Origin of the sequence: Hymenobacter daecheongensis DSM 21074 (genome assembly GCF_900141805.1) — a bacterium.
Lineage (GTDB): Bacteria > Bacteroidota > Bacteroidia > Cytophagales > Hymenobacteraceae > Hymenobacter > Hymenobacter daecheongensis.
Map to the genome: position 1 here is coordinate 1 of NZ_FQYN01000016.1, position 7,350 is coordinate 7,350.

Annotated in this window: 3 protein-coding genes; all 3 read right to left on the bottom strand. The window is 66.0% G+C overall.

Annotated elements, in window-relative coordinates:
• Window positions 1-1,934, bottom strand: a 1,934-nt coding sequence (locus BUB62_RS18600; protein WP_159437496.1) for a PQQ-dependent sugar dehydrogenase, incomplete at its 3' end; no start/stop codon positions are given.
• An 89-nt stretch (window positions 1,935-2,023) separates the two neighbouring features.
• Window positions 2,024-6,031, bottom strand: a complete 4,008-nt coding sequence (locus BUB62_RS18605) for an InlB B-repeat-containing protein (RefSeq protein WP_159437497.1) — start codon at window positions 6,029-6,031, stop codon at window positions 2,024-2,026.
• 740 nt (window positions 6,032-6,771) lie between these two features.
• On the bottom strand, window positions 6,772-7,350 hold a 579-nt coding region (locus tag BUB62_RS18610; RefSeq protein WP_143164289.1), incomplete at its 5' end, for a T9SS type A sorting domain-containing protein.

Here is a 7,350-nt window from a genome sequence, read left to right on the forward strand (position 1 = left end):
CGCAGCTCGTAGGTGGTGTTGCCCGTGAGCGGGTAGCGCGTGCCGGCCGCCGGGCTGGTGATGGTGACCTGCGGCGGCGTATTATTCACCGAAATGCTGCGCGTGGCCTGATGGCTCAGGCCTTGGCTGTTGGTGACGGTGAGCGTGACGGTATATTGAATGGGCGCAGACGAGGGCGGGAAAAACGTGTGCGCCGGGTTCACGGCCGAGCTGGTGGGGGTGCCGTCGCCGAAGTCCCAGCGGTAGCTCAGCGAGCCGCCGCCGGGATTGGAGGAGCCGCTGCCGGTAAACTGCACGCTCAGCGGCCCGGGACCAAACGTGTTATCCGCCGAAATCACGGCCACCGGCGGCACATTGGACGTGCCAAAACTGATCTTGCGGATTTCGGAAGGGTAAAAATTAACGTAGAACAGGCCGGTTTCGGCCGGGCTCACGGCGAAGGCCACGGGCACCACGTTGCTGTTCACAAAGTTAGCCACGGCGCTGGGCTGATTGGCGCTGTTCACCGTGAGCGAGCGAATCCAGCCGCCGACATAATCGCCGAAAAAATAGGCGTTGCTAAAAGGTGCCGGGAAGTCGTTGTAGGGATAAAACACGCCCCCCGTGGCGGAATTGCCTCCGAACTGCGGCCCGCTGACCGGCGAGCCGGCGGCCCCGATGTTGGCGGTGGTTGGCGTGGAGCCGCTGAACGTGCCTGTGCGCGAAGGCCCCGCGCCGTGGCCCCAGTCGATGATCGGGCGAGTATGCACGAAGGTGGGAATGCTGGCCGGAATGGTCTTGGTGTTGTCGCAGGGGTTGGTGAACGTGGCCGTGCCGCTGGGCGTGGCGGCTTTTATCAGGTTGCGGAAGTAGAAGAATTGCTGGGTGCAGCCGCCCGTGTTGAACAAGGGGTTGAGCGCGTCGCGGTTGAATACGTTGGCGTTGATAAAGTCATTGTTGGGCGTCAGCCCCTCAAACAGCGGCCAGCCCAGGTTCACCCGCGGCCGGTCTATCACCGCAATTTCCTCCCAGTTAGACCCGCCTACCATGCCCAGATAGATAGCGCCCGGATTGGCGGCGGTCGGGTCAGTGCTGCCCGTGCCGAGCCGCAGACTCATCCGAAACGGTGTGCGCGTTCCCATGGTCCACACCTTGGAGCGGGGCGCATCCGGGGCGGCGGCATCGTAGAAGGGGTTGCTGGGGATACCCTGGCCGGTAGCCGGGTCCAGGCGCAGAATTTTGCCGTTCAGGCAATCTACCAGCTGCGAGCGGAGCGCACCCACGTTCTCTTTCTGACTAAGAATGCCATCGGCCAGCGCCTCCGCGTAGTACGTTTCATTGAAGCTCCCCAGATCCGGGGCCCAGTGCGCTCCATCGCCGGTCGAGACGAGCAGCGTACCATCGGTCCCGAACACGAGGGAGCCAACCACATGGCCCCCGGAGGTGGAGGCTATGCCGGTCGATTTGGTAGCCCCCAGCAGAATGCGGCGGCTGGCCTGGTTCACGGTGTAGCCCGTGCCGGCCGGCGTGGCCGTGTAGCGCGTCAGCCGGCCGATGGTGGCACTATTGTAATCGTTGGCCGTGGCACTGTAGGCCGGCGTGCCGAAATTGAGCAGGTAGTGCCGGTCGACCACGTAGAGCAGGTACATGAAGCCGTTGGAGTCGAAGTTGGGGTCGAGGGCGAAGCCCAGCAGGCCGTGGTCATCCCAGCCGCCCACCTCGGGGGAGATGTCGAGCACCAGCTGGCGCTGTCCGCCCACGACCACCCACACCCGGCCGGGCCGCTCCCAGACGAACATTTTGTCGCCGGTCTTGGTGAAGGTCAGGCCCACGGCCTCGTCCCAGCCCGAGGAGACGACCGTGGAGGTGAAGCCCGCGGGCGGCGCCTGGGCCTGCCCGGCCCTAGTGCTGAGCAAAGCCAGCACCAGGGCGAGAAAGTAAAGTCTAAGTCGCATGACAGAAAAAATTAGCCGTGAATAATCTGGTGAGTTGTGGTGGCCACTGGCTACCGCCGCCGGCCGCCGCCAGCTGCGGTAGCGCGCCATCAGCGCATGAGCTTGTAGCGCACTTGGCCCTGGGAGCCCTGCAAGCGCAGATAGTAGAGGCCCACGGGCAGGTGCAGGGCCGAGACATCCAGCAGCGTGCGCGTGCTGCCGGGCGCCACAGCCAGGGTGCCCTGGGCCAGTTGATTGCCCAGGGGCGAGAGCAGGATATAAGAGAGAGTGGCTTCCGGCACCGGGGCCGGCAGGCTGAGGAGGTAGCGGCCGGTAGGCGAAGGGTTCGGGTAGGCCGCGCCCATGCTGATGCGCGCCGCGCCGGCGGCCAGCGGCCGGGCGGCGGGCGGGGCCGTATCCGTCACGGAGAAGCTGCGCGTGAGCGGGGTGCCGGCCGTGCCGCTGGCCCCCGCCCCGGTGAAGGGCGTAGCCGTGAGCGAGTAGGTGCCCACGGCGGCGGCCCAGGCTCCATAGATGCCGGCATTGTCGCCAAACAGGGCGTAGGGTGGGCTGGTCTCAGTCTGGGTGCGGGCCAGCGCCCCGCTCAGCGTGAGCCGCACACTGCCCACCGTGGCCGGACTGGTATTGGCCCGCACGTTTAGGTTGCGCGTGGGCAGCGCGGCCAGGTTCAGCACGTCATTAGCCAGCAGCTCACGCACCGGCAGCTGCGCATCGGCATCAATGAGCGTGAAGCTCGTTACGGCCTGCCCGCCGGTGGGCAGGGGCGCGAAAGTGGCGGTGATGGTGCGGTTGGCGCTCATGGTTACCGTGAGCGGGTTGGCCGTGCTGGTCACGTCGCCGCTCCAGCCCGTGAACTGCTGCCCGCTGCCGGGCGAGGCCGTGAGTGTGACCCCCGTGCCGCTGGCATACGTGGCCGCATCCGGATTGCGGCTCACCGTGCCCGTGCCGCTGACGGGCGTGCTAAGCGTGAAGGGGCCCGGCGTGCCCCCATCCGTCACCGAGAAGCTAATGGTGAGCGGGGTGCCGGGCGTGCCGGTGCCGCCGGGGCTGGAGTAGGGCGTGGCCGTGAGCGAGTAGGAGCCTACGGCCGGGGTCCAGGCGTTATAGTCGCCGCCGGCGTCGCCAAACAGGGCGTAGGGCGGGCTGGTCTCGGTCTGGGTGCGGGCCTGCGCCCCGCTCAGGGCCAGCACCACGCTGCCCACGGCGGCGGGGCTGGTGTTAGCGCGCAGGTTCAGGTTCTGGGTGGGCAGCGTGGCCAGGTTCAGCACGGCCCCGTTGGAAAGGGCTTGCAGGGGCTGGTCGGAGTCGGCATTGATCAGCGTGAAGCTCGTCACGGCCTGCCCGCCCGTGGGTAAGGGCACGAAGGTGGCCGTGATGGTGCGGTTGGCGCTCATGGTTACCGTGAGCGGGTTGGCCGTGCTGGTCACGTCGCCGCTCCAGCCCGTGAACTGCTGCCCGCTGCCGGGCGAGGCCGTGAGTGTGACCCCCGTGCCGCTGGCATACGTGGCCGCATCCGGATTGCGGCTCACCGTGCCCGTGCCGCTGACGGGCGTGCTAAGCGTGAAGGGGCCCGGCGTGCCCCCATCCGTCACCGAGAAGCTCACGCTCAGGGGGGTGCCGGGCGTGCCCGTGCCGCCGGCCCCGCTGTAGGGCGTGGCCGTGAGTGAATACGTGCCCACCGCGGGCGTCCAGGCGTTGTAGTCGCCGTTGCTGTCGCTGAACAGGGCGTAGGGCGGCACGTTCTCGGTCTGGCTGCGGCTCTGCGCCCCGCTCAAGCTGAATACCACGCTGCCCGTGCCGGCGGGGGGGATGTTGGCGCGGATGTTCAGGTTGCGCGTGGGCAGCGCGGCCAGGTTCAGCACGGCCCCGTTGGAAAGGGCTTGCATCCCATGGTCGGTGTCGGCATTGACCAGCGTGAAGCTGGGCAGCGTGGTGCAGTCCGGGTCCAGGCGCACCTCGCGCGTGGTGGCCAGGCCGGCGGCATCGGTGACGGTGAGCGTGATGCGGTAGTAGTAGGTTTCGGCCCCGCAGCCGTTGGGTTCCAGCGTGGTGGTGGTCTGCGGAGTGGGGTCGATGGGGTTGGGGTGCTGGTGCGTGTCGTGGTGCAGGATGGTCTGCCACTGGTAGCGCAGCTGGGCGGGGGTGTGCTCGGCGTCGGTGACGGTGGCGCGCAGCTCGTAGGTGGTGTTGCCCGTGAGCGGGTAGCGCGTGCCGGCCGCCGGGCTGGTGATGGTGACCTGCGGCGGCGTATTATTCACCGAAATAGCCAGCGTAGCTTGGTTGGATACATTCTGGGCATTGCGCACCGTGAGCGTAACGGTGTACCTGACAGGCGCAGACGAAGGCGGGAAAAACGTGTGCGCCGGGTTCACGGCCGAGCTGGTGGGGGTGCCGTCGCCGAAGTCCCAGAGGTAGGTGAGGCCGGTGCCGGGCGTGGAGCCGCTGCCGGTAAACTGCACGCTCAGCGGCCCGGGCCCAAACGTGTTATCCGCCGAAATTACCGCCACCGGCGGCGGGGTGCCAGGGGTGTTGGAGCTGATTTTGCGGATTTCAGAAGGAGAGAAGTTGACGTAGAACAGGCCGGTTTCGGCGGGACTGACGGCAAAGGCCACCGGCACGGCCCCACTGTTCACGAAATTGTTGACGGCGCTGGGCTGGTTGGCGCTGTTCACCGTCAGCGAGCGAATCCAGCCGCCCCCGTAATCCCCGAAAAAGTAGCTGTTGCCGAAAGGCGCCGGGAAGTCGTTGTAGGGATAAAACACGCCCCCCACGGCCGCAATGCCTCCAAACTGCGTCCCGCTGACCGGCGAGCCGGCCGCGCCCACATTGGGAGTAGTGGCTGTCTGGCCATTGAATGCTCCCGTGCGGGCGGGGCCATCGGGGTGGCCCCAGTCGAGCAAGGGGCGAGTGTGCACGAAGGTGGGCACCGTGGCCGGAATGGTCTTGGTGTTATCGCAGGGGTTGGTGAAGGTGGCCGTGCCGCTGGGCGTGGCCTGCTTGATGAGCTGGTAGAAATAAAAGAATTCCTGGGTGCAGCCGCCCGTGTTAAACAAGGGGTTGAGCGCGTCGCGGTTATACACGTTGGCGCTGGTGAAGTCATCGTTGAAAATCAGCCCTTCAAACAGCGGCCAGCCCAGGTTCACCCGCGGCCGGTCCACTACCGATACCTCTTCCCAGCAGCAGGCCCCCACATCGCCTACATACAGCACGCCGGGGTTGGCGGCGGCCGGGTCGGGGCTGCCCGTGCCGGGCCGCAGATTCATCCGAAACGGATTGCGCGTTCCCATGGCCCACACCTTGGAGCGGGGCGCATCCGGGGCGGCGGCATCGTAGAAGGGGTTACTGGGGATGCCCTGGCCGGTGGCTGGGTCCAAGCGCAGAATTTTGCCGTTCAGGCAATCTACCAGCTGGGCCCGCAGAGAACCCACATTTTCCTTGGGCCGCAGGATGCCATCGGCCAGGGCCTGCGCATAATACGATTCGCCGAAGCTGCCCGCGTCCGGGGCCGGATGCGCCCCATCGCCAGTCGAGACGAGCAGCGTACCGTCGGTCCCGAACACGAGGGAGCCCACTAGGTGAGAGTAAGTGAGCGAGGGAATTCCCGTCGATTTGGTAGCCCCCAGCAGAATGCGGCGGCTGGCGGGGTCCACGGTGTAGCCCGTGCCGGCCGGCGTGGCCGTGTAGCGCGTCAGCCGGCCGATGGTGGCATTGAAATACTCGTTGGTAGTGGCACTGTAGGCCGGTGTGCCGAAATTGAGCAGGTGATGCCGGTCAACGGTATAAAGCAGGTACATAAAACCGTTGGAGTCGAAGTTGGGGTCGAGGGCGAAGCCCAGCAGGCCATGGTCGTGCCAGCCGCCCACCTCGGGGGAGATGTCGAGTACCAGCTGGCGCTGTCCGCCCACGACCACCCACACCCGGCCGGGCCGCTCCCAGACGAACATTTTGTCGCCGGTCTTGGTGAAGGTCAGGCCCACGGCCTCATTCCAGCCCGAGGAAACGACCGTGGAGGTGAAGCCCGCGGGCGGTGCTTGGGCCTGCCCGGCCCGGCCGCTGAGCAAAGCCAGCAATAGGAGTATGTAAAGTCTGAGGCGCATGACAGGAAGAAAATGGGTAAAGACCATCCGCCCGGCCGCTTGCTGGAGCAGCAAGGGCCGATAAGATCCTACTTCAGAGCTGGGAAAGAACCCGCAGACCGCGCCGGACTCAAGAGCCGGGGGCAGACTTGCGTGGTAGGGCAGCTTGCCGCTGCAAAGCGGGGCAGGCGCAACAAGCGAAGCCGCCTGCGGGGCGTGCTTCCGGCAAAAAAAAACGCCACGGCAGCCCGCCGGCCGGCTGGTGCAGCTACGCCGGCCCGCGTCAGGAAACCGGGCCAAAAAATCTGCTAATGCTGGCAACGGATAAGCTCCCGATGCCGCGCATGTCGGGGTAGTGCCTGCAGTCACTGCCCGGACCAGGCGGGGCCGGTTCGCTGCGCAAAGCCAACATGGTAAATCGAGTGCAGAAACCACCGGTCTGGAAAATCCCTGGGACCGGGCCTGCTATTCCCCTCACAACTTCTCCATCGGGCAGGCTCTTCGTAGATGCCTGCATCTCCCTCTCAGTCGGGCCTTGGCCCGGCACCTACGCGCTGTCAGCAGCTACACTAGTTCAGCACTTGCCTTGTTCGAGTGAAGCGCTACGCTAATTTAAAAAAATATTATTTCAATAAAATATATAATTTATTTTAAGCCAATAAAAAAACAGCGCATTCCTCAATGGGATGCGCTGGCTGGATGCAATGCGCGCTGACACACTGCGGCTTTCTACGCCCTATCGTTTACCTCAGAAACATAGTTCAGCGCATGAGTTTTACGCGGGCGAGTTGTTGGTTGCCGGTGAGGCGCAGCTGGTAGATGCCCGGCGGCAAGCTCAGGCCGGCCAGATCAAGCAAGGTGCGGGGGCTGCCGGGCTCCAGCCGCAACTGTCCCTGACTCAGCACCTGGCCCACGGCCGAGACGAGCGAGTAGGCCACCTGCGGCCCCAGCGCGGCGGGCACTTCCAGCGTGTAGCGGCCCGTGGGCGAAGGGTTTGGATACAGGGCCGTAGCCGGAGCCGGTGCGCGGGCCGCGGCCGTCGTCGTCAGCGCCGGGGCGGGGGCGGGCGTGGTGGTCAGGCGCCAGACTTCGATGCCGGAGAAGTTGGCCGCCCCGCCCGTCGCGCCCACCACCAGCGCGCCGGGGGCCGTGAGCGTGGCGGCAAACGGGCCCAGCCGGGCCCAGGTGCCGGCCGGGCCGCTGTTGTAGTTGGCGCGCACGGTCTGCCCGTTAAGCGTCACGGAGAAGACTTCCGGGTTGTTGTCTTCCCACACATAGGTGTAGACCTGGTAGGAGCCGGCCGGCACGGCCGTCAGCGTCACGCTCACGCTGCCGAAGCC

Coding starts and splice junctions, on each gene's coding strand:
- BUB62_RS18605 (WP_159437497.1), bottom strand. CDS start 6,031: ATGCGCCTCAGACTTTACATACTCCTATTGCTGGCTTTGCTCAGCGGC.